This window comes from Pseudomonas sp. NFACC16-2, assembly GCF_900119205.1.
Classification (GTDB): domain Bacteria; phylum Pseudomonadota; class Gammaproteobacteria; order Pseudomonadales; family Pseudomonadaceae; genus Aquipseudomonas; species Aquipseudomonas fluorescens_Q.
Genome location: NZ_FPIX01000040.1, coordinates 1 through 21,141, shown reverse-complemented (window position 1 = coordinate 21,141; position 21,141 = coordinate 1). Strand labels below are relative to the sequence as shown.

The window sequence follows — 21,141 nt, the reverse complement described above, 5'->3', positions numbered from 1 at the left end:
AAAAAGCGGGGGGAGGTGGGCCATCAGTTCGGCGAAACGCCGCCCAGGTGCTCGTGCCATTGCGTCGGCAAGCGTTGTTGCTGGCCCAGGCCGGCCAGGCGCTGATGTTGCGCCGGGCTCAGCAGGTCGAAGGCAATGACGTGGGGCAGCCCGGCGGACACCGTTCGTTCGGCGGCGAGTTGTTCGTCCAGCAGGTCGAGGGCCAACTGGTTGAGGGTGACGCTGTGTCGTTGCGCCAGGCCGATCAGGCGTCGTACGTCGAGGCCCATGCCCAGCGCTTTCAGCACCAATTGGTTGAAGGCCTGTTCGTTGTAGTGACGCGATGGGTAGGCGGTGTCCAGGGCGAGGGCGGCGAACACCTGGCTGTTGCTGGTGCGCCCGGCCTGGCGTGCAAGCTCCACGCACGCTCCGCGACTATCGAGCCAATCGAGGGCTTTCAAGGTGGCGACCTTTTCCTGGTCGTCGCCCCACAGGAACAATTGGTGCAGCAGCGGGACTTGCCCGGCGGCGGGCTGCTGTTCCAGCACCTGGGCCAGCAGCAACGCCCGCGCCAGCTGGACGTTGCTCCAGCCATCGCAGCCAGGTTGCGCACGCTCCTTGAGGTTGCGCTTGCATTGGCTGCTCATGAGCGCCGCGGTGTTGGCGTCCGGGCTTAGGGCAAGCTGTTCCTGTGCCTGATGCCACCATCGCCGTTCGCTTTCATCGAGATGGCGGATGAAGGGCTGGCGTTGTTCGTTCAGGCAGTCGTGGCGCATGTCGAGGGCCGCCGATGCCGCTGCAGTAACGTCCGTGTTCATGTTGGTTTGATCCAGCGCTGGAAATGGGGAAGCAGGAAAAACACCACGACACATAACAGGCTGCCCAAGGGCTGGTTAGCCACGGCCAGCACCAGGGCATCGAACAGCGGCAGGGCTGCCAGGCCAGCGCCGATAAAGGCGCGGACTCGTCGTTGCCGAGGGTTGGCCAGGTTGTGCCAGTAATGCCAGCCCAACCAGCCAAGCCATAACAGCAGCACCGGCCAAAACCAGGTGCTGCCTGCATAGACTGCCAAGGCCAGTGGGCTCAGCATCAGGAGCAGGGGGAGGCGGCTGATCAGTTGGTTGCGGTGTTCCTGGCGGGCCAGGTAGGTCAGGCCGCTGATGTAGACACCGAGCAAAATGGCGCAGAGCCAGATCGGTCCCGCCGGCATCGCCAGGCTGGCCGCCGCGGTGAGGTAGAGCGCCGAGCGGCAGGCCCCCATCAGCCAGACGCTGTGGGCGTATCTCTTGTGCAGCAGGTTGTAACCGAGAATGCAGCCCACCAACAGGGTCGCGCTGCCCAGCAGCCAGTGCGGCTGCTCGATCAACTGGCTCAGGCCCAGCAGCGAGGCGGCAGCCAGCACCAGCAACAACGCAGTGGCCAGCCGCACGTGCTGGCGGCTCACCAGGCCCAGCGTTATGGGGCGGGGGTTGTGGTGTTGTTGGTCCCAGTCGGCGTCCAACAGGTCGTTCAACAGCATGCCGGCGAGGTACAGCAGCGACAGGGCCACCAGCAGCAGGATCCACACCAGGGAAGACGGCGGTGCCAGGGCCCCGGCGCTGCTGGCGAGCAGGGCGGCGGCCAAGGTGTTGGTCCACACCGTGGGCAGGTTGGAGACACGGCCGAGGGTCAGCCAGGTCTTGAGGTTCGGCGCCGTCTGGTTCATTGCGCACAGCGCTCGTTCAGGATCGGCGCAAGCTCGACCTGGGTGGACAGCCGCTGCAATGCCTGCTCCATTCGCGCGGTATCGATTTCATGCAAGTCCACCGACTCGCCGATCCGGCTCAACATGGGGATGGAGAGTTGCCCGCCCAGATGCTGGCGGAACTCCTCCAATCCCAGCAAGACCTGCGAGCGCCCCAGTGCATCTTTCAAGGTCAGTTCTGGCGGGTTCAGACAGAAGCCGAGCTTGAGCAGCAGGTTCAGCACCCGTTCGGTGTCGCCGTCGCTCAACAACCCCAGGGCATTGGCATAAAGCCCATCCAGGGCCATGCCCACCGCGACGGCTTCACCATGGCGCAGTCGGTGCTGACTGAGATTTTCCAGTTTGTGAGCGGCCCAATGTCCGTAGTCCAAGGGCCGTCCGTTACCGCGTTCGAAGGGGTCGCCGGCACCGGTGATGTGCGCCAGGTGCAATTCGGCGCAGCGGCGGATCGCATAGCGGCTGGCCCCATGTTCGAAGTGGGCGAGGGCGTCGGCCTGTTGCTCCATCCACTGGAAAAACGCCGGGTCCTTGATCAACGCCACCTTGACCGCCTCGGCCAGGCCTGCGATCTGGTCGCGTCGGGTCAGGCTGGTCAGCAATTGAAAGTCGTTGATGACTGCGGTGGCGGGATAGAAGGCACCCAGCAAGTTCTTCTGGCCGAAGGCGTTGATGCCGTTTTTTACACCGATGCCGGCGTCGTTCTGGGCGAGCACGGTGCTGGGGATGCGAATCAGGCGAATGCCACGGTGGAAGGTGGCGCAGGCGTAGCCCACCGCATCCAGCACCGCGCCGCCACCGAGGGCCAGCACATGGCAATGCCGGTCCAAGCCATGTTGCAGCATGTCGGTGTACAGCCGCTGCAACACCTGTGAATCCTTGCTCGACTCGCCGGCCGGGACCGCAATCGGCGGCGCCTGCAAGTGCAGGTCTGGAAAGTGGCTGGCGAAGTAGGCGTTGATCTGTTCCTGCAGGTGCGGGGCGCTGTGCAGCAGTTGTTCATCGGCGAATATCAACACCGTGACCGGGCCCCTGTGGCCGGCCATGAGCTGGCGGTGCAGGCAGGGATTGAGCGGATCGAATACATGGTCGGTGAACACCACCGGGTAGTCGTAGCTGACCTTGAAGCGCCCGTGCAACGGTTGCTCCGCGTCGCTGCGGCGAAGGCTCTTGAACAGGCTGTAGCCGGCGATGAACAGCCCGGGCAATACCATGCTGGCGAGCAAGGTCACCAACAGCGCGTTCTGCTCGACGAGAAAGGTGCCAATGGCGCTGTAGGCTAGCGCGAGGCCGGCGTTGGCCAGGGTGGTGACCAGGATGAAAGCGCGCAGAGGGTAGCCTTGCATACCGGCGGCGACGACTGAAGTTTCCGCCAATACCGGGACCCCGCGCAGGCAGATCAACGACAGTGTGCCCAACCGGTACGCCAGTTGCCCCGGCTGGCGCTGATGCAGGCCCAGGCGGCCGGACAACAAACGCAAATAGCCGGCGCCCAGGGCATAGCCCAACCCGGCGCCCAGGCACAGCCCCACGAAAATCGCCAGGTAACCCCCCACGCTGCCGAGCATGGCTACGGCCAGCAGCGCAACCATGCTCGACGGCACCGGCAGCACCACGTCCAGTGCCAGCAGGGCGACCAGCAACAACGCCAGGTAGAGTTTCTGCGCGGGCGTCGAGGGTTGGTACAGGTCGAGATGGGTCAGCAAGTCCTGGATCTGTTGTTCGAACAGCAAGAAGCTGGCGATCACCAGGGCGGAAAAGCAAACCAGCGACAGCCAGAAATGTCCGGCTGCGCCTTTTTGCGAGAGCAAACGATACCCACGGCCATGCTTCATCAAGCATCCCTCTTGTTGTTATTGACTGATTCCGTGTCAGTAATTGAAAGCAACGCCAAGTGTGTGTTTTAGGCCAATAGACGCTCTCGCCCGAAGGGCTGTCAGGTGTGGTTGATGATGTGGTTGATGACAGGTTTGAATCTAGACGGCCCGGGTGTTTTTGCAAGGCCATCTGATGGCGATTTGATTTGGAGCGCCACTCGTGTTTCAGGTGACCCGAATTAGCGGCTTGCCCGGCCCGTTCAGGGCCTCGAATAGCCCCGCAACTGCGCCGGGCTGACGCCAAGGCGTTGCTTGAACAGTGTGGTCATGTGCGCCTGGGAGTTGAAGCCGCAAGTGTGGGCGATATCGATCAGTCGGGCGGTTGAGTCGCGCATCAGCGTCCGTGCCTTGGCCAGGCGCCGGTCGATCAGGTAGCTGTGCGGGCTTTTGCCGGTGGCATTCTTGAATGCCCGCATGAAATACCCTTCGGACAAGCCAAGCAGCCCGGCCATTTCCTTGACCCCCAGCGGACCGTCGAGACCGGCATCGATGAACTCGTCGAGCAGGCGCATGCGCCCGCCGGTGATGGAGCCGTGGGGGGGCACAGAAAAAGTCTTGTGGTCCTTCACCCGTTCAGCCAATCCGAGCGTCCAGGCCTCCCAGTCATCGTCTGCGGTGGCACGCAGCAGTGCGCTGCGTATTCTCAGGGCGAGGGTGATGGCCTGCGGGTCAATACGGTTGTTGAACGCATGTTCCCCCGGCAATGCCACACCGTCGGTGCGCACGACCCGCAGGTATTCTCCGCCCTTGGGGGATTCGGAGAACACGTCGCATTCGGCGGGGACGAATGCCAGGCCGTTGGGGATCGCCTCGAAGGGCTGCACGCGGTCGCTGCCGATGGCGTGCAGGCCGCGCTGGCTGTCGAAGGCAAAGCCGATCGCCGACTGGGTGGCGACATAGCGGGTGGCGTAGGCGCAGCCGGGCAGCAATTCGATCGCCCACGGCCCCGCTTCGATACGACGGATCGGTTCGGACTGGGGCGGCTGTTGGCGGTTTCGAGGGTTCATGAACAGCATAGTAGTGAAGAGAGAAGCAGAAAGTCAGGTCAGTTTTCTGAAAGCCCGCCGGTGGTGCCCTGATTAGACTGGGCAAAACCCGGAGGTCCATCATGCACACACTGACTCGCGACGATATCGAACAAGCTGCCCGCCACTTATACGAAGTCATGCCCGCCACCGCCCAGTACGCCTGGCCCTTGTTGGCTGAACGGCTGGGTTGCACGGTGTGGGTCAAGCACGAGAATCACACCCCGACGGGGGCCTTCAAGGTACGCGGCGGCCTGACCTTCGTGCGCTGGCTCAAGCGCGAGCACCCAGAGGCAAAAGGCATCGTCACGGCGACTCGCGGCAACCACGGCCAGAGCCTGGCGCTGGCGGCCAGCGCATTGGGTTTGAAAGCGTTGATCGTCGTGCCGCAAGGTAACTCGGTGGAGAAGAACAACGCCATGCGCGGTTTTGGCGGCGAGGTGGTCGAGTATGGCCGCGATTTCGATGAGGCCCGTGAGGAGGCCGTACGCCTGGCGCAATCGCATGGCCTCTACCTGGTGCCGCCGTTCCATCCCGAGTTGGTCAAGGGTGTGGCGACCTATGGGCTTGAGCTGTTCAACGCGGTGCCGGACCTGGACACCGTCTATGTGCCGATAGGCTGCGGCTCGGGGATTTGCGCGGTCATCGCCGCCCGCGATGCCTTGGGCCTGAAGACCCAGGTGGTGGGCGTGGTGTCCACCGAGGCCCTCGCGGCGAAGTTGTCGTTTGAAGCGGGCAGGCTATGCGAGACCGCGTCGGCAAATACCTTTGCCGACGGCCTGGCCGTGCGCAGACCCGTTCCCGAGGCCTTTGCCATCTATGGGGCCGGAGCGGCGAGAATCGTAGCGGTCAGCGATGCTGAAATTGCCGGGGCCATGCGGGCGTATTACACCGACACCCACAACCTCGCCGAAGGTGCCGGCGCGGCCGCCTTGGCAGCGCTGATGCAGGAGCGTGAAACGATGCGGGGGAAAAGGGTGGCGGTGATTCTCTCCGGTGGCAATATCGACCGGCCGGTGTATGCGAATCTGATTGGCTGAGGTTGGGCTGCCGCCGTCATCGCGAGCAAGCTCCCACAGGACGGCCGAGGTGTATCTCGAATCTCACAATCACCCCGGGCAACTGTGAGCGAGCTTGCTCGCGATAGCCGCAGGTCAGGTTGTACCTGAGGTTGAATGTGCCGCCAACGACTACGCCGCCTCCGCCGCCATGGCCGCCCGGACGCTGGGGCGTGTTGCGATTCGCGCCATGAACGCCGCCAGTGCCGGCCAATCCCTGATCTGGATATTGAACAACGGCAGCCAGTTCAGGACGGTAAACAAATAGCTGTCGGCCAGGCCAAAGGTGCCCATCAGGTAATCCTGTTGTTCAAGGGCCTGGCTGAGGTAGTCCAGGCGCCTGAACAGTTTTGCCCTGAAGATGGCCTTGGTCGACTCTGCAATATCGGCGTTGAACAGCGGCGCACATCCGCTGTGAACTTCGGAGGTAATGAAGTTCAACCATTCCTGCAAGCGAACCCGCTCCCAAGTGCCATTGGCCGGCGCCAGCGTGTTTGCGGGGACCAGGTCGGCCAGGTACTGGACGATGGCGGGCCCCTCGGTCAGGACATCACCGTTATCCAGCACCAAGGCTGCCACGTAGCCCTTGGGGTTGATGCTCAGGAAATCGAGCCCATCGGCAGTTCGCTTGGTTTTGTTGTCGACCCGAATCAATTCAAATGGCAGGCCCAATTCCCGCAGCACGATGTGCGGGGACAATGAGCAGGTCATGGGGGCGAAGTACAGTTTCATGGTTTCCTCGAGGACGGGGGGACGTGCTGTCAGAATCCGCGAGGGCCGGAACATTTTCAAACGACATCTTCAGTGCTAGCGTATGACAAAATCTCATGAGCAAGCCGAGCCCAATGGCCATCAGAATCCCTTCCCTCAATGGCCTTAAAGCTTTCGAGTCGGCCGCTCGGCATATGAGCTTTACCAAGGCTGCGCAAGAGCTGAACGTCACGCAGACAGCCATCAGCCATCAAATTCGCCGGCTCGAAGAAGAACTGGGCGTGCGCCTGTTCTTGCGGCTCAAGGATGGCCTGGCCCTGACAGACGAAGGACATGCCTATTTCCCGGGCGTTCGCGCGGCGTTCCATGAGTTGCGCTATTGCACGCAGACGTTGCTGCAGAGCCGCAGCAACAGCATCTTGACGATCAGTACCCTGGTTTCATTTGCTTCCAAATGGTTGTTGCCGCGACTGGCGTCATTCCAGCAGGCGTTTCCCAACATTGACGTGCGCGTTACGGCATCCACCGAACGAGTGGATTTTCGTGAGGGCGGCGTCGATGCGGCCATTCGTTACGGTTCCGGGGACTGGAAGGGGTTGCGGGCGGACTGGCTGATGGCCGATGAGATCTTTCCGGTGTGCAGCCCCAGGCTGCTGCAAGGTCCGAAAGTCCTGGAGAATCCGTGCGATCTGGCCCGGCACACCTTGTTGCAGGTCAGTGGGGTGACCCGCGACGACTGGAGTGCCTGGTTGAGCGCCGCTGGCCAGCCGAAAAAACTGGCCGAAGGCAGCCGGCTGACATTCGACCTTGCGATGATGGCCGTTCAGGCTGCGGTTGACGGTCTGGGGGTGTGCATTGGGCGTTCGACCTATGTCGAGGATGACCTCAAGGCCGGGCGATTGATTGCACCCTTTGATCTGCGATTGAAATCTGACCTCGGCTTTTATTTCGTGAGCCCGCATGAAACAGCCGACACCCCCAAAGTGCAGGCCTTTAGAACCTGGTTGATGGATTCGTTGGGTTTTGGCGCCGAAACATGATTACCGCGTACCGTTCAGCCTTCAGTCAGCGCGCCGATATGAATAGAAGGTCCGGTTACTTTCAGGGTTCACCGAGGGTACGTCATGTTTAATACAACACTAAAAAACGAACTGACGGCTAGGACGGCCGAATTGGCAACATACAAAGGACTGGTAGGCTCCCTGGAGCGGTCGATGGCTGTTATCGAGTTCAGCCCCGACGGCAAGGTCCTTCGGGCGAACGAAAATTTTCTTGGCACGATGGGCTACCGTGCGGATCAATTGGCCGGCCTGTCCCATCGGGATTTTTGCACCCCGGCGCTGGTGGGCAGCCCCGAGTACCGTGAATTCTGGAACCAGTTGCGCGCCGGTCAGTTTGTTTCCGGCACGTTTCAGCGCCGTAGCGCGCAAGGGCAGAACGTGTGGCTGGAAGCCAGCTATAACCCGATAGTGGACGAGCAGGGCCGCGTCGTGAAGGTGGTCAAGTACGCACTCGATGTCACCGCCAAGGTTGCCAGCGAGGCAGAAACACGTGGCCGGCTGGCGGCACTCGACCGGGCCATGGCCGTGATCGAGTTCGACCTGGGCGGCCACATCCTGACCGCCAACGATAACTTCATGAATGTCATGAATTACACGTTGGCGGAGCTCAAGGGCAAGCATCACCGGATGTTCTGCGAACCGAGCCTGGTTGGCAGTTCGGAGTACAGTGATTTCTGGCGCCGTCTCAACGCCGGCGAGTTTTTCAGCGGCCAATTCAAGCGCCTCGGCAAAAATGGCAAAGTCGTCTGGCTGGAAGCCAGCTACAACCCGGTCTACGACGCCGAAGGCAAGTTGTGCAAGATCGTGAAGTTCGCCAGTGACATCAGCGAGCGGGTGGAGAAATTCGAAGAGGATTCGCGTGGCGCTTCCCGTGCGTACCATATCTCCGCCGAGACCGAACGAGTGGCCGAACAGGGTGCCCAGGTGATCCACCAGACTGCCAAGGAGATGCGCGAGATTGCCGATAACATTGGCTCTTCCGCGCGTCTGGTTGGGCAGTTGGGCGCGCGTTCGGAAGAGATCACCGCCATCGTCAACACCATTCGCGGCATTGCCGACCAGACCAACCTGCTGGCCCTCAACGCGGCCATCGAAGCCGCGCGGGCCGGGGACCAGGGGAGGGGATTCGCGGTGGTGGCCGACGAGGTCCGGCAACTGGCCGGGCGCACCAGTCGCTCCACCTCGGAGATTGCCGAAATGATCGGCATGATCCTCTCCGAAACCCGCGATGCCGTCGCCAGCATGAACATGACCCATGAAGGCGCATTGCGCGGTGTAACCCTGGCAGACCAGGCCGGTTCGGTCATCGTGCAAATCAGGAACGGGACCACGGACGCACTTGAGGCCGTGAGCATGTTTGCGTCCAAGCTCGACGAGTCCGAGGTGATCCCCAAGACGGCTATCGGCTGGGTGGGTTGAGGTAAGCTGAGGCCTCGCCCTTGCGATTAATGCGCTTGACCAATTCAAGCAATACCGCTCGCAGTTCCGGCGGTCGCACGGGCTTGGCCAGCACCGAGATACTCAGGCTTTGCAGCGATTGGCGTATCCGCTCGATCTCATGCCCGGTGATGACCAGCGCCGGGACTTGCTTGTCCGACCTTGGAGCGGATGTGTATGTCGACGTCGAGCATCTGGCTTATGCGCTTGACGATGGACAGGCCTAGGCCCTGGACATCGACTTGCGCCAACCGATTTCACTCGATCGGCTTGTTCACCGCCTGCCTGCGCGATGCCCGGTTGGGCCAGTAAGAGTTGCGATTGGTGGACAACATCGACCGCTCATTGCGCATCGTCTCGCCAACGTGCTGATGGCGACATCCGCGCTATATACATCGCCACGATTGGCGAGCAACGGGGCTGGGAAGTCCCCGCCATGATCATGACCGGTCATGAAATCGAAAGAATCCGCCATGCGCTGCACCCCATGAACATTTCGATCCTGGGCAAGCCCGTGCGACCGCCGGAGTTGCGGGCGACCTTGCTCGAGCTGACCAAGAACTTTGCCAGCATCAGGACGTGATCGCCGTCCGGGCAATTGCTCGTTCTTCCACCATTCCATTTTATGAAACGGTGGATTGCAGTTTGTGCGTATTCCTGCGCCGTCGCTTTGGGCAGAAGATGACTCCAGCCACTTGCACAGCCGTGCAAACGAAGGCGGAGAATCCCCAACCGTAGCGCACTGGCGCAGGCGCTCATGCTGCGAGCGCGAGGAGTAGCTGATGGACGTAGCCTTGCAAGCAAAAACCTCGCCCTGGCACGAAGGAGAGCTGGCCTTGCAGCGCTCCGTCGGGGCAGTCGACATGATGGCCAGTGTCGGTCAACGGCAACTGGCGCGTACCTGGATGCCGGACCAGCATCGGGAGTTCTACGCCCAACTGCCTTTCGTGGTGCTGGGGGCGGTGGATCGGCAAGGCGACGTCTGGGCGACCCTGCGCGCGGGACAACCGGGCTTCATGAACTCACCCGATCCGCAGACCCTGCACATCCAACTCGAACCTGAGCCGAACGACCCGGCCCAGGAGGGCATGGGCGAGGGCGATGCCATCGGGATGCTGGGGATCGAGTTGCACACCCGCAGACGCAACCGCATGAACGGTGTCGTCCGTCGTCAGCTCGACCCGGGGCTCGAGATTTCAGTGAGCCAGGCGTATGGCAACTGCCCTCGCTACATCAACTTGCGCCAGTACCACTTCGTCGACGCGCAGGCCGTTGCGCCGCGTCAACTGACCGTGTCCGACCCGCTGGTGCGGCGCCTGGTGACGGTGGCCGATTCGTTCTATATCGCCACCTACGTGGTACGCGATGGCGAGCGGCAGGTCGATGCTTCCCACCGTGGTGGCAAGCCAGGGTTTGTGCGCATGGATGAAGATGGATCGCTGACCATCCCGGACTTTTCCGGCAACCTGTTTTTCAACACGCTGGGCAACATCCTGCTCAATCCACGGGCAGGGCTGGTGTTCGTCGATTTCCGGACGGGCGATCTGCTGCAAATGAGCGGCTCGGCGCAAGTGCTGCTGGACGACCCCGAGATCAGCGCGTTCCAGGGCGCCGAGCGGCTGTTGCGCTTTACCCCGCAACGCATCGTGTATCGCCCAGCGGCCATTGCGCTGCGCTGGAAGGACCAGGAGGAAGGCGACTCGCCCAATTCAATGATGACCGGCAGTTGGGAGCAGGCCGCCGAGCGCTTGCAGGCCGAGGCGCTGCGTAGCCGCTGGCGGGCGTTGCGTGTTGCGCGGGTGGTGGATGAAAGCCACAACATTCGCTCGTTCTACTTGCAGGCGAGCGATGGCTTGGGTTTGCCCCGGTTTGAAGCCGGGCAACATTTGCCGGTGAGGATCTTGTTGGAAGGACAGAGCGCTCCATCGATCCGGACCTACAGCGTATCCAGTGCGCCGTCGGATGATTTCCTGCGTATCAGCGTCAAGCGCGATGGCTCGGTGTCGTCCCACCTGCATGATCAGGTGCAGACGCTGCATGAGATTGAGGCGCGGGCGCCTCAGGGCCATTTCACCGTCCAGGCCACCGAGCGGCGTCCGTTGGTCTTGCTGGCAGCGGGGGTAGGTATCACGCCGTTGTTGTCGATGTTGCGCGAGGTGGTTTACCAGGGCCTACGCATCAGCCGAATGCGCCCGGTCTGGCTGGTGCAAAGCGCTCGTTCGGTGGCCGACCTGGCTTTCCGTGACGAGATCGACGAACTGGCCGCCCGTGCCGGCGACAAGTTACAGGTCCTGCGCCTGGTCAGCCAGCCACCCACTGATGGAGGGAGCGCTGAGGGCTATGACCTGGCCGGCAGGATCGATGTGGAACTGCTCAAGAAGCTGCTGCCGCTCAACGACTACGACTTCTATTTGTGCGGGCCGGGCAGCTTTACCCAGGCGTTGTACGACGGGCTGCGCAAGCTGCGCATCCCTGACGATCGCATCCACGCGGAAACCTTCGGGCCCTCGACGCTCGTGCGAGATCTCGAAGTGAGCATGCCGGCGCCGGAGCAAGTGCCGGCCGCGAATGAAGCGGTGAAGGTATTGTTCGCCAGTTCCGGCAAGGAGGCACGTTGGGAGCCGGGCAGTGGGACGCTGCTGGAGCTGGCCGAAGCGCGCGGCCTTAACCCGGAATTCAGTTGCCGCGGCGGCTCCTGCGGCACCTGCAAAACTCGCTTGAGCCGCGGCCAGGTGCATTACCTGAGCCAGCCGGCCGAACCGGTTGGCGAAGGTGAAGTGCTGATCTGTTGTGCCGTACCGGCCCAGGGGAGCGAGCCTTTGGTGCTGGAGGTCTAGTGGCCTGCGTGGCTGGTTCGTGTGCTCAACCTCGGCGCCCGAATTTGAGTACTCGAATTAACCGTATAGGCCACTAGGCTCACCGCCCGACTGTTTCACTGGATGAAATGCTGGATTGTAGAAGCTGGTTATTCCGCTGTCCGGGACAGGAGCAGAGGATAGCGCCATCGACGCGATCACCGCTTCGAGCCCAAAACAACATGGAGTACGTCATGTCTGAGAAAGCGATCAAACTTTATCGCCACCCGCTGTCGGGGCACGCCCATCGTGTCGAGCTGATGCTCTCGCTGCTTGGCTTGCCAACCGAGTTGATATTCGTGGACTTGATGAAAGGTGAGCACAAGACGCCGGAATTTCTCGCCATCAACAGCTTTGGCCAGGTGCCGGTGATCGACGATAACGGCACCGTCCTGGCCGACTCGAACGCGATCCTGGTCTACCTCGCGACCAAGTATGGCAAGGGGCAATGGCTGCCCAGTGATTCGCTTGCCCAGGCGCGGGTGCAGCGCTGGCTGTCGGTGGCGGCGGGCCAGATCAACCAGGGGCCGGCCAACGCCCGGTTGATCACCGTGTTCGGCGCCGGCTATGACGCCGAAGACGCCATCAAGCGCTCCCATGCCCTGTTGAAGGTGATGGAGACGGAGTTGGGGCAAAGCCGGTTCCTGGCCGGTGAGCAACCGACCATCGCTGATGTGGCCGCGTACACCTACGTGTCCCATGCGCCGGAAGGCAACGTCGCGCTGACCGACTACCCGAATGTCCGGGCCTGGCTGGGCAGCATCGAAGCCTTGCCGAATTTCGTCGGCATGCAACGTACCGCCAAGGGCTTGCAGCAAGCCTGATTCAAACCGCAGGTGCTTGCCGGAGGGTATCTTCCGGCAAGTCCATTCAAGCCACGTGCCCTAAAGACTGGACCACCCATGGATCGCTTTCAGGAAATGCAGGTTTTCATGGCGGTGGCCGAGGAGGAAGGGTTCGCCGCTGCTGCCCGCCGACTGCGTATTTCACCGCCAAGCGTGACGCGCGCCATTGCGGCGATGGAGGAGCGGATTGGCACCCAGCTGTTGTCGCGCACCACCCGCAAGGTGTACCTGACCGAAGCGGGGCAACGCTACCTGGAAGATTGTCGCCGGATCCTGAGTGAGCTCGATGAAGCCGAGGAGGCCGCTGCCGGCAGCTATTCGATCCCCTGCGGATATCTGACGGTCACCGCTCCGGTGCTGTTTGGCGAGCTGTACATCGCGCCTTTGCTGACGGATTACCTGGATCGATTTCCCTCGGTGCACCTCAACGCCTTGTTGGTCGACCGTGTGGTGAACATCGCCGACGAAGGCATCGACGTGGCGATCCGCATCGGTCATTTGCAGGAAAACAATCAGCACGCCATCAAGGTCGGTGAAGTGCGCCAGGTGATTTGTGGCGCCCCGGCCTATTTCCAGCGACACGGACGGCCAACGCATCCTGGCGAGTTGAGCAAGGCCAACATCGTGATGTCTTCGGCCAGTCATTTGCTGAGCCACTGGCAGTTCATGGACGAGGCCAATTCGCTGAGCTTGCGCTTTGATCCGCGCCTGGTGGTGACCGCGAATCAGGCAGCGATCAACATCGCCTGCCAGGGGTGGGGCGTGACCCGGGTCTTGTCCTATCAAGTAGCCCGACAGGTCGCCGATGGGGAACTTGAGGTGGTGCTCAAGGCGTTCGAGCCGCCAGCGTTGCCGATTCACGTGGTGTATCAGAAGAGCAATCGAGTGCCGGCCAAGGTGCGCACGTTCGTCGACTTTCTCGCTGATCGGTTGGGGGACGACGTCACGCTCAAGCCTGTCGTAAAAGGCCTCGCCTGATGGCTCGCCACCATGAAATGCTGATGTTCCATGCGCTGTCGCAGTGCCCCAGTCTCGCTTCGGCAGCCCAGCGCCTCAACGTTTCCGGACCGACCGTGATGCGCGCCATCGCTCGGTTGGAGGCGCGACTGGGTGTGCAGTTACTGTTGCGCAGCACGCGCGGGGTCGTGCTGACTGAGGCCGGGATCGGCTTCATGGCTGACTGTTCACGGATCCTCAAGGCGATTGACGAGGCCGAGGCATCGGCCAAGGGCTGGCATGTCCAGGCCCAAGGCAACCTGACGATCCTGTTGCCCTTGCTGTTCAGCCGCTATGTCATGGCCCCGGTGCTGGCCGGCTACATGGATCAGTACCCCGAGATCAGGATATTCGCCCACTACCACGATCGTTTTCCGAACATGCACGAGGAAGGGCTGGATGTGGCGGTGCTGGTGGGGCATCTGCCCAACTGCTCATTGATCGCACGACCGGTCGGCAGCGTTCGTTCACTCGTCTGCGCCAGTCCTGGCTACCTGGCGCTTCATGGTGAACCGGTTGTGCCGCAGGACCTGCACAATCATCGACTGATCGCCACGCAGGCCAATCAGGATTGGGTCCAGTGGCCTTTCCATCAGCCGGCCAGCGGCCTCAAGGCACGCACGCGGCTCAGCTGCGCCACGCTACAGACGGCCATCGATGCGGCGGCTCATGGGGCTGGGTTGATGCGCTGCTTGAACTATCCACTGCACGACTATCTGAACAGCGGACGCTTGCGCCGGGTCTTGCAACCTTATGAACCGCCCTCGATACCGGTTCATGTGGTCTACCGCGAAAGAAGCAAGGCGCCGATGCGCGTGCGCAGCTTCGTGGACTACATCGTCGAGCGCCTGCGCGAGCACCCGGCCCTGCGAGCGGATGTTTCTTGAGTATCAGCTCGCGCTTGGGCTCAGGATCCCGCGGCGCACGCGTCCTGGCGCCTCGCCGAAGACTTCCTTGAATTTCTTGCTGAACGCGGCCTGGGATTGGTAGCCGACCTGTACGGCGATATCGCTTAGTCCCAAGTGTGAATGGCTGAGCAGGCTGAAGGCCAACTCCATGCGTACTTGCGTCAACAGCACCCACGGCGAGACGCCGGCCACCTTGACGAATGCGCGCATGAAATTGGCCCGGGACATGCTCGCGATGTCCGCCAGGCCTTGGATGGTCCATGCGTGCGCAGGGTCTGCCAACATGGCCTGCCAGGACCGGCCCAGACGTTTATCGCCGAGCAGGGCCAGCGAGCCGCTGTCCTGTCCCTGGCTGGCCAGATGCGCACGCAGAATCAGGGTGAACAGCGCCTGTGACAGGGCATCGAGCAAGAAGCGCGCACCGACCTTATCCCCATCCGCTTCTGCGCGCATGACCTCCACCAGCGCCGGCAACGGCCCATTGGCTGGTAATGCGCCGCTGGGAATCACCAGGTATTCGGGCAAGGCGCCGAACAGCAACGAAGCCCGGTTGAAGTGAAAGCCCCCGCAAAGCATGTCCAGCTCCGCGCTGGCGCCGCCAATGCGATGAATCGGCAAGGTGCCCCCGGTCACGACCCGGGGTGAGGTCGGCGTTACCGTTTTGCCAGGGCTGTGCATGACGTGAGGGGCACCGCGCGGCAACAGCAGGATGTCGCCGGCGCGCATGGGCAAGCGCTGCCCATCGGCAAACTCGACGCGGCATTCGCCGGCCAGCACGATGTGATAGGGGGCTGTGCCCAAGGCTTGCTGCCCGTGATCCAGGGCCCAGTCGCCCTGGAACTGACAGCGCAGGTCCAGGCTGCCGCGCACGTTGGCCAGGCTGATGAGTTTATCGATCGCATTCATTTGAGCGTTTCGCCAAAAAACCTGAGCGCATTGAGCAAACCCGAGTGGCGCCAGAGTGAAAAACTGAGGGCGTCAAAACAGTACACCCAACCCACTCAGGAGTTAATGCCATGTTCAATAACTGGTCCGAATTGTTGCCCACCATCCAGAAAGCCTTTGGCGCGCTGGGCCGCAGCAACCCGAAAATGGTCAAGGCCTATATGGCGCTAGGGGAAGCCGCCAGCGAAAATAATGTACTCGATGCCAAGACCCGCGAACTGATCTCGATCGCCATCGCCGTCACCACTCGCTGCGACGGCTGCATCGCCGCCCACACGGACGCGGCGATCAAGGCCGGCGCGAGTCGCGAGGAGGTCGCAGCAGCCCTGGCAACTGCGATTTCGTTGAATGCGGGCGCGGCCTACATCTACTCGCTGCGGTCGCTTGAAGCGTATGACACGCTGAAAGCGCCGGTGTGATTTTCACCCGCTCCCACAGGGTTTTTGTGTGGTGTTCAGATGTTGTGAACACCCGAAGTCCACTGTGGGAGCGGGCTTGCTCGCGAAAAACGGTGTGTCAGTTTACGGTGATGTTGGATGTGCCGGTCTCATCGCGAGCAAGCTCGCTCCCACAGGATCAGGCCGACACTGCGCCGTCAGGCATGAAACGTCGGAGCGTCGTACCGATCGTCACAGGCCATGCATTATGTCTTGGCCGGCGAGTCGATCAGCCGACAGGTTCCCAGGAAATAAAACACACCACCGGCAACAATGAACAGGGCGAGCATGTAGAAGATGTAGTGAGGTGGCTGCGTTGCCAATACGACGCCACACAGCACCGGCCCGGAGGCGGCGCCGAGGTTGCCGAGATTCTGCGCAGCGTAGTACATGCCGCGCAGGTGGTCGGGCGCGATGTTGTCGATGAACATGTATTCAGTGGGGAAGACGATGATCTCTCCGACCGTGAACACCGCCATGGCGATCACCCAGAGCAGGAGGGTGTCGGCCACCGCGAAGCCGGCCAGGCCGAGGATGAACAGACTCAGCCCCGCTGCCAGCCACAGGTTCAGATGACGGTGGGAAATCTTTCGGCCAATGACGTATTGCAGGCTGATCACCATCAGCGCGTTGGTCGTCACAAGGGCGCTGATGATGCGGTAGGTGGACTGCGCTGTTGTAGTGACCACCAGGTACTGGGAGAGATAGGCCGTGAACTGGCCGAAGACCACCGCGCTGAGCAGGCCGCCGAGGGTGAAGCACACCAAGCGGTAATCGCGCAGCAGAAGCTTGCCCACGGCCAGGAAGGGCACGGGTTTAGCGCTTTCGCGAGCCAGCTCGCTCCTACAGTGGCCCGCATCGACGACCGCCAGGTCCCTGTCGCCCCAGACAAAATAGACCAGGCAGAACCCGGCACCCAGCATGCAGGACAATAGAAATGGCAAGCTGATGTCCAGATCGGCTATTCCCGCCCCGAGAAATGGCCCAACGGCATAGCCGATGTTGGTCAGGGTGTATTTGATCGAGAACGCTTCGCTGCGCTCGGCCACCGCGAGCAAGCTGCCGAATCCTGCCTTGACCGCGATATCGATCACGGCATAAGCCAGGTTGATCAGCACCAGGCAGCTGTAGAACAGCCAGAGATCGCGAGCCAGAAACGTTCCGAGAAACCCCGCCGCGAACAGTCCGCTGAACCCCAGGATGAGTCGGTGGCTGGACACGTTGTCCACCAGGAAGCCACCGTAGAGGCTCAACAGGGAGCCGATGATCAATGTGCTGCCGATCACCAGGCCGATGTCGGCAACGTTCAATCCAAAGTTGCCCGACAGGTAGATGACCAGGTAAGGCAGTGTGATTGCCCGGGCCAGCGTCAGGATGAGTGACGCCCAGAGCAGCAGATTGACTGACGCGGGGTAGTTTTTAAGGGTGGCGAGCATCCTTGCCTCATACGACCGGAGATGTTTATAGGGACCAGCGTCGTCGCGCGGACGGATACGCGGCAGCCAAGCTTACTGAGGAAGCCAGTTCTGATTTATGATGCTTTTTCTCCAGTTGATTGAATTCAGTTCATGAATAAGGATGTCCATGTTTTCCTCGGAGCGATTGAAGGGGATCGATGTATTTGTCTGTGTCGCCGAGTCCGGCAGTTTCAAGGCTGCCGCTGAGCGGATGAGCCTGACCAGTTCTGCGATCAGCAAAAGCGTTGCTCGCCTGGAGAGCCGACTTGGGGTTCGACTGTTCGAACGTACGACTCGACGTGTTTCGCTGACGGATGCAGGGCGCGTCTTTCTTCGCACCTGCACAGGCGTGCTCGCCGACCTGGAAGAGGCTGAGTGGTCGCTGCACGCTGAAAACACCGAGCCACGTGGCAGAGTTCGGATCGACCTTCCGGGCGCCTTCGGCCGATCCCAGGTGCTGCCTATCGTCGTGCGATGCCTGCAGGACTTTCCGCAACTGGTGCCACACCTTTCCTTCTCCGACGGTTTTATCGATCCTGTGCAGGAAGGCGTGGACATCGTGATCCGTTTGGGAGGCGCGGACATTTGGCCGGCCACGTGGGGGCATCGCCACCTTGGCAGCGAATGGCATATTTTCTGTGCGTCCCCTGCATATCTGGCCAGGCATGGCACGCCCCTGATCGACCTCGATCTGGAACATCACCAGTGCATCGCCTACGGTTGGCCGGATGGAAACGTCAGCCCCTGGAATTTTGCCGGGCATCGGGGCGAAACGCTCAGGAAACAGGTCTCGCCAACGCTGGTGGTGGGCGATGGCGAGGGCCTGGTGATTGCGGTATTGGCGGGTTGCGGTATTGCCCAATTACCGTCCTGGTTGGTCCAGCGACAACTGGATGAGGGGACGTTGGTTGAAGTGCTGCCGCAGTGGGCAACCGATGGAATGGCGATCAATCTTGCCTGGCGGAAAAACCGTGGGACGCTTCCCAAGGTCGCGGCTTTATTGGACGTGCTGACGGCCAGTTTGGCTCAGACGGCGGGAGGGCGGGCGCAACGGCTCTAGAAGTTCTGCCTGTGGTGCCACGACTAAGTCGACACCGAATCATGGCAACAGACACAAAGCTTGTTGCCATCGAGATCTCGAAAGTAGGCGCCGTAATAGTCGGGGTGGTAGTGGGGTCTCAAGCCGGGTTCTCCCTCACACGTCCCACCCAGTGCCAGCGCTGTCGCGTAGCTGTTCCTCACGGCTTCCCGGTTGGGGGCAAGCAGAGCCACCATTTGTCCGTTGCCGGGTTCGTGCATCTTGCCGTCAAAGGGTTTTCCAATCACGAAAATCGGACGAGGTGAATGCTCGGCAATCCAGCCCGCCCAGCCTTTGTGAGCGTCGCTAAATTTCAATGTCAGGCCCAGCCCGGTCATGACTTTTGAATAGAACACGAAGGCGCGATCAAAATCGCCGATACCTAGAAACACGTGCGAGATCATAATGGCTACCGTTTTGCTTGTGGGCGTGAGGGTTGTTTGAAATTCCAGCCTACGCTGCCACAGGCATCATCCCGCTGCCAAGTCCGGGCGGTTAGTGCTCAGACGCCGGACGCCTGGCCTGCCGGGCTTCGGTGCCGACGACCAGCCAGATGCCAATCCCGGACACCGCCATCCCCACCACCATCTGCCATGAAAGCGGTTCGTCGAACATGACCCAGGCCCAGAGCATCGTAATGGGCGGGCTGAGGTACAGGACGCTGGCGACCCGGGTGGCGGTCGCGCGGCGCAGACACAGCCAGTAGAGCCCATAGCCGCCCATCGTCGACAGGCCCGCAGTCCACAAGACGCTCAGTGCAAAGCCGGTGCTGGGTATCGGGGCGAGGCTGCCATGGGCGGCTTCGACCAGGGCGAAGGCCAGGCCCGAAACGCAGCATTGCAGCCACAGGTTAGGCAACAGGCCCAGTGTTTGCGCGCAGGGTAGGTATTTCTGCCACAGAGTCGCGACGGCGAGCGAGAGCATGCCAAGCAGCGGCAGGCCATAGGCCCACCAGGGCGCGTTGCCCCACGCCAGCGCGCCTTGGGTCACCAGCATGACGCCGAGCAGGCCGATAAGTAGGCCGGCCCAGACCTGCCAGGCCAGTCGTTGCTTGAGTACGCTCGCCGCCAACAGCGCCAGGCCCATCGGCAGCAGATCAGCGACTAGCGCGGCCAGGCCCGCCGGCACACCCAGCGCAATGCCTTGGGTGATACCGGCCAGGTAGCCCGCCATCGCCAGCAGGCCGATGCCGGCATTTTTCAACAGCACGACGGGCGAGGTTCGGCGCAGCGCTCTGGCGACGAAGGGCAACAGGACGAGTGTGACCACGACGCAACGCCAGAACACCACCAGCAATGCTGGCGCGTAATCAATGGAAAAACGCGCGCCAACGAAGCCGGAGCTCCACGTCAGCAGCAACGCGGCTTCGAGCAGTGGCAATGGAATCAGCCAGCGCCAGTCGGGCTTGGGCAGTGAAGGGCAGCACATCGATTTAGTCGGGTTCATGACCACAGGCTACGAAACCGACGTAATCTAATAAATCAAAATGTAATGCATCAGTGCTTCACGAAGATTGAATCATGACGGCCATACTCGATATCGACTTGATCCGTACCTTTCATGCGGTGGCGCGAATCGGCAAATTCAGTGCGGCGGCAGAACAACTGCACAAAAGCCCGGCGGCGGTCAGCGTGCATATTCAGCGCCTGGAGGCGGTCGCTGGCGGGCGTTTGCTCAACCGGGACAATCAATCGGTGTCCCTCACCGCGTTGGGCAAGCGTCTGCTCGTGGCAACGACGGAACTGCTGAGCACCCATGACCGGGTGCTGGCCGATCTGCACGGAACCCGGCTGGCGGGACGCATTACGTTGGGGGTGCCGGATGAATACGCCGAGCATGTCATCCGCGACATCCTCCCGGCCTTCGCCGCCGCGTGGCCCAACGTGGTGCTGGAACTCAAGACCGCGCCAAGCTACGCGTTACGTGACCTGGTGCAGCGCGGCAAGCTCCAGGCAGCGGTTGTTGTGCAGCCCAAGGGGCAGGCCAGTGCTGGAGGGCAAGTGCTGGTTTCCACCACCCCGGTCTGGGTTGGTCCGGTCCACACGACGATGGCCCCGATGGCGCCACTGCCGTTGGCGGTGCATGCGGCGCAATGCCCTTATCGGCAAGCGATGATGGAGGCCCTCAGGCAAAGCGGCCGCAGGACCCGAGTCGTTCTGGAAAGCCCCTCCAACCAGGCCGTCAAGGCGTGTGTGGAGGCGGGGTTGGCGGTCAGCCTGATAGACCGCGCGCGTGTGACAGATGCCATGCAGATCCTCGAAGGCCTTCCGGTCATCAAGGAGCACGAGGTGGTGTTCATGCGAGCCCAGGCGTCACACGGCGATGAGGCCGTGAACCTGCTTTCCCGTACGATGCAACAGTATTTCCGATTATAGAGCCGGGGCAGGGGCTGCTGCCTCACCCAGCACGAGCAAGCTCCTCCGCCACGCTTGATCGTTCCCTCACTCTGCGTGGGAAAGCATCCCGTGACGCTCTGCGTCACCTTGCAGAAGCGGAACGCGGAGCGTCCCTGGCGGCATTCCCACGCGGAGCGTGAGGAACGATCTTCCACCACCTCCGCGCCCCGATCATTCCCTCGCTCTGCGTGGGAATGCATCCCGTGACGCTCTGCGTCACCGTCCAGAAGCGGAACGCGGAGCGTCCCTGGCGGCGTTCCCACGCGGAGCGTGAGGAACGATCTTCCACCACCTCCGCGCCCCGATCGTTCCCTCGCTCTGCGTGGGAATGCATC

The 21,141-nt window shown here is 61.7% G+C and carries 19 protein-coding genes and 4 pseudogenes; 13 read left to right on the top strand and 10 right to left on the bottom strand.

Annotated features, from left to right (window positions below):
• Positions 1-23: 23 nt before the first annotated feature.
• The 4 genes from BT116_RS24340 to BT116_RS24325 all read right to left on the bottom strand — a co-directional run bounded on the left by BT116_RS24340 (position 24) and on the right by BT116_RS24325 (position 4,613).
• Positions 24-797: an EboA domain-containing protein gene (locus BT116_RS24340; protein WP_072347734.1), complete on the bottom strand. Its 774-nt coding sequence runs from the start codon at positions 795-797 to the stop codon at positions 24-26.
• On the bottom strand, positions 794-1,684 hold the full coding sequence (locus BT116_RS24335) for a UbiA family prenyltransferase (protein ID WP_072347732.1): 891 nt from the start codon (positions 1,682-1,684) through the stop codon (positions 794-796). The genes BT116_RS24340 and BT116_RS24335 overlap by 4 nt, the downstream gene beginning before the upstream one ends.
• On the bottom strand, positions 1,681-3,555 hold the full coding sequence (locus BT116_RS24330; protein WP_072347730.1) for a 3-dehydroquinate synthase: 1,875 nt from the start codon (positions 3,553-3,555) through the stop codon (positions 1,681-1,683). Before BT116_RS24330 ends, BT116_RS24335 begins: the two co-directional genes overlap by 4 nt.
• A gap of 242 nt (positions 3,556-3,797) precedes the next feature.
• Entirely contained in the window at positions 3,798-4,613 is an 816-nt protein-coding gene (locus BT116_RS24325; protein WP_072347727.1) for a helix-turn-helix transcriptional regulator, read from the bottom strand.
• 92 nt (positions 4,614-4,705) lie between these two features.
• Here BT116_RS24325 and BT116_RS24320 point away from each other — a divergent pair, with 92 nt between their 5' ends.
• Positions 4,706-5,662 carry a threonine dehydratase gene (locus BT116_RS24320; protein WP_063321596.1) on the top strand — a complete coding sequence of 319 codons (957 nt, stop codon included), beginning with the start codon at positions 4,706-4,708 and terminating at the stop codon, positions 5,660-5,662.
• Positions 5,663-5,812: 150 nt separating this feature from the next.
• Here the strand turns inward: BT116_RS24320 and gstA are convergent, their stop codons facing one another.
• Positions 5,813-6,412: a glutathione transferase GstA gene (gene gstA, locus BT116_RS24315; RefSeq protein ID WP_072347725.1), complete on the bottom strand. Its 600-nt coding sequence runs from the start codon at positions 6,410-6,412 to the stop codon at positions 5,813-5,815.
• Between the two features lie 113 nt (positions 6,413-6,525).
• Here gstA and BT116_RS24310 point away from each other — a divergent pair, with 113 nt between their 5' ends.
• From BT116_RS24310 to BT116_RS31935, 3 genes and pseudogenes are all read left to right on the top strand, one after another.
• A complete protein-coding gene (locus tag BT116_RS24310) occupies positions 6,526-7,431 on the top strand; it encodes a transcriptional regulator GcvA (RefSeq protein ID WP_072347723.1) in 906 nt (301 codons plus the stop codon).
• A gap of 84 nt (positions 7,432-7,515) precedes the next feature.
• Positions 7,516-8,283 (top strand): annotated as a pseudogene (locus BT116_RS31940) (PAS domain-containing protein); the annotation flags it as partial.
• The gene (locus BT116_RS31935) at positions 8,257-8,871 is read left to right on the top strand and encodes a methyl-accepting chemotaxis protein (protein WP_371914176.1); all 615 of its coding nucleotides are present in this window, start codon (positions 8,257-8,259) and stop codon (positions 8,869-8,871) included. The pseudogene BT116_RS31940 and the gene BT116_RS31935, both read left to right, overlap by 27 nt.
• On the opposite strand, the pseudogene BT116_RS31525 reads toward BT116_RS31935, so the two are convergent.
• A pseudogene (locus tag BT116_RS31525) lies at positions 8,852-9,040 on the bottom strand (hybrid sensor histidine kinase/response regulator); the annotation flags it as partial. The gene BT116_RS31935 and the pseudogene BT116_RS31525 overlap by 20 nt on opposite strands.
• An 88-nt stretch (positions 9,041-9,128) precedes the next feature.
• Here BT116_RS31525 and BT116_RS31930 point away from each other — a divergent pair.
• From BT116_RS31930 to BT116_RS24275, 6 genes and pseudogenes are all read left to right on the top strand, one after another.
• Positions 9,129-9,198: pseudogene (locus tag BT116_RS31930) on the top strand (hypothetical protein); the annotation flags it as partial.
• An 85-nt stretch (positions 9,199-9,283) separates the two neighbouring features.
• Positions 9,284-9,472: pseudogene (locus BT116_RS24295) on the top strand (hybrid sensor histidine kinase/response regulator); the annotation flags it as partial.
• A 199-nt stretch (positions 9,473-9,671) separates the two neighbouring features.
• Complete coding sequence (locus tag BT116_RS24290) at positions 9,672-11,726, top strand: 2Fe-2S iron-sulfur cluster-binding protein (protein ID WP_072347719.1); 2,055 nt, start codon at positions 9,672-9,674, stop codon at positions 11,724-11,726.
• A gap of 212 nt (positions 11,727-11,938) precedes the next feature.
• On the top strand, positions 11,939-12,568 hold the full coding sequence (locus tag BT116_RS24285; RefSeq protein WP_063321590.1) for a glutathione S-transferase family protein: 630 nt from the start codon (positions 11,939-11,941) through the stop codon (positions 12,566-12,568).
• Between the two features lie 78 nt (positions 12,569-12,646).
• Positions 12,647-13,567: a LysR family transcriptional regulator gene (locus tag BT116_RS24280; RefSeq protein WP_072347717.1), complete on the top strand. Its 921-nt coding sequence runs from the start codon at positions 12,647-12,649 to the stop codon at positions 13,565-13,567.
• Positions 13,567-14,472, top strand: coding sequence for a LysR family transcriptional regulator (locus BT116_RS24275; RefSeq protein ID WP_072347715.1), 906 nt, complete (start codon positions 13,567-13,569; stop codon positions 14,470-14,472). Before BT116_RS24280 ends, BT116_RS24275 begins: the two co-directional genes overlap by 1 nt.
• A gap of 3 nt (positions 14,473-14,475) precedes the next feature.
• On the opposite strand, the gene BT116_RS24270 is transcribed toward BT116_RS24275, so the two are convergent.
• Entirely contained in the window at positions 14,476-15,399 is a 924-nt protein-coding gene (locus tag BT116_RS24270; RefSeq protein ID WP_072347713.1) for an AraC family transcriptional regulator, read from the bottom strand.
• Between the two features lie 110 nt (positions 15,400-15,509).
• Here BT116_RS24270 and BT116_RS24265 point away from each other — a divergent pair, with 110 nt between their 5' ends.
• The gene (locus tag BT116_RS24265; RefSeq protein ID WP_072347711.1) at positions 15,510-15,857 is read left to right on the top strand and encodes a carboxymuconolactone decarboxylase family protein; all 348 of its coding nucleotides are present in this window, start codon (positions 15,510-15,512) and stop codon (positions 15,855-15,857) included.
• Between the two features lie 224 nt (positions 15,858-16,081).
• Here BT116_RS24265 and BT116_RS24260 read toward each other — a convergent pair whose 3' ends face one another.
• Positions 16,082-17,311 (bottom strand): MFS transporter, encoded by a 1,230-nt coding sequence (locus tag BT116_RS24260; RefSeq protein ID WP_072347709.1) that lies wholly within the window; start codon positions 17,309-17,311, stop codon positions 16,082-16,084.
• Positions 17,312-17,459: 148 nt separating this feature from the next.
• On the opposite strand from BT116_RS24260, the gene BT116_RS24255 reads away from it, so the two are divergent.
• Positions 17,460-18,392, top strand: a complete 933-nt coding sequence (locus tag BT116_RS24255; RefSeq protein ID WP_072347707.1) for a LysR family transcriptional regulator — start codon at positions 17,460-17,462, stop codon at positions 18,390-18,392.
• Between the two features lie 23 nt (positions 18,393-18,415).
• Here BT116_RS24255 and BT116_RS24250 read toward each other — a convergent pair whose 3' ends face one another.
• On the bottom strand, positions 18,416-18,814 hold the full coding sequence (locus tag BT116_RS24250) for a VOC family protein (RefSeq protein WP_072347705.1): 399 nt from the start codon (positions 18,812-18,814) through the stop codon (positions 18,416-18,418).
• Positions 18,815-18,905: 91 nt separating this feature from the next.
• The gene (locus BT116_RS24245; protein WP_072347703.1) at positions 18,906-19,856 is read right to left on the bottom strand and encodes a DMT family transporter; all 951 of its coding nucleotides are present in this window, start codon (positions 19,854-19,856) and stop codon (positions 18,906-18,908) included.
• A 74-nt stretch (positions 19,857-19,930) separates the two neighbouring features.
• Here BT116_RS24245 and BT116_RS24240 point away from each other — a divergent pair, with 74 nt between their 5' ends.
• Positions 19,931-20,785: a LysR family transcriptional regulator gene (locus BT116_RS24240; RefSeq protein ID WP_072347701.1), complete on the top strand. Its 855-nt coding sequence runs from the start codon at positions 19,931-19,933 to the stop codon at positions 20,783-20,785.
• Positions 20,786-21,141: the final 356 nt, after the last annotated feature.